Below are 902 nucleotides of genomic sequence, written 5' to 3'. Positions count from 1 at the left end.
CTCTTTAGTTGATCCTGAATCAGGGAGTGTGCTTGAGGGTGATTTTAACGCACAAACAGTAAAAGATTATGCAAAAAAAGTGTTAATACATGACAGAGAACTCTACGCAACATTTAGAAAACATCAGATACGATTTAGTAAGATTTATACAGATGAAAATGTAAGCGTGGGTTTAAGAAGATTATTTGAGGGAAGATAGATGCAAAATACGCAACACACAACAATACCTCTACACGATATAAAGCCACTTTTAGAGATACAAGACTACTCTTTTTACTACTTTTTGGCAATAGTTACAGTAGTAATAGTTTTACTTCTTGGCGTCCTCTATTTAGCATATCGATGGATTAGAAATAGAAAAAAATTTAATATTAGAGCAGAACATTATAGATTATTGAGAAAAGTAAATTATAAAAATCCTAAAAAAGCAGCGTATGAGATTACGCACTATGGCGAAACTTTTAAAGATGATAGTGAGCGTCATAAAAGAGCGTATGAAAATATGCTTGAGCACCTTGAACAATATAAATATAAAAAAGATGTAAAAGATTTTGATAGCGATACTATTCACTATATTGAACTGTTTGAAGGAATGATAGATGTTTAATGGAATTTATTTTGAATTCCCTATACTGTTTTTACTCATTTTTTTGTTTGTAGCATGTGCTATTTTTTGTAAAATGAAAATGCCATCTATATATTTTCCACATACTGCAACATTTATGCAAAATACGGCATCTGCATCAAAGCTCCTCTTTTTTTTAAAATGGACTGCTATTGTGATGCTAATAGTTGCATTGATGTCTCCTGTAAAAGATGAACCGTATCAGCTTAAACCCAAACATGGGCATGAAATAGCGTTGATTTTAGATTCGTCTGGCTCTATGAATGAGAGGGGTTTT

1 protein-coding gene and 2 pseudogenes are annotated in these 902 nt (G+C 31.9%); all 3 read left to right on the top strand.

Features of this window, described 5'->3' with window-relative positions; translation table 11 throughout:
- Window positions 1–199, top strand: a pseudogene (locus MVY38_RS06565) (DUF58 domain-containing protein); the annotation flags it as partial.
- Window positions 200–607: a hypothetical protein gene (locus MVY38_RS06560; protein WP_297484540.1), complete on the top strand. Its 408-nt coding sequence runs from the start codon at window positions 200–202 to the stop codon at window positions 605–607. It abuts the pseudogene before it with no gap.
- Between the two features lie 73 nt (window positions 608–680).
- Window positions 681–902, top strand: a pseudogene (locus tag MVY38_RS06555) (VWA domain-containing protein); the annotation flags it as partial.

The organism is Sulfurimonas sp., assembly GCF_027056685.1.
In the GTDB taxonomy this organism is placed as follows: Bacteria; Campylobacterota; Campylobacteria; order Campylobacterales; family Sulfurimonadaceae; genus Sulfurimonas.
The sequence above is the reverse complement of the archived record's forward strand: the minus strand, read 5'-3'. Positions and strand labels throughout refer to the sequence as shown.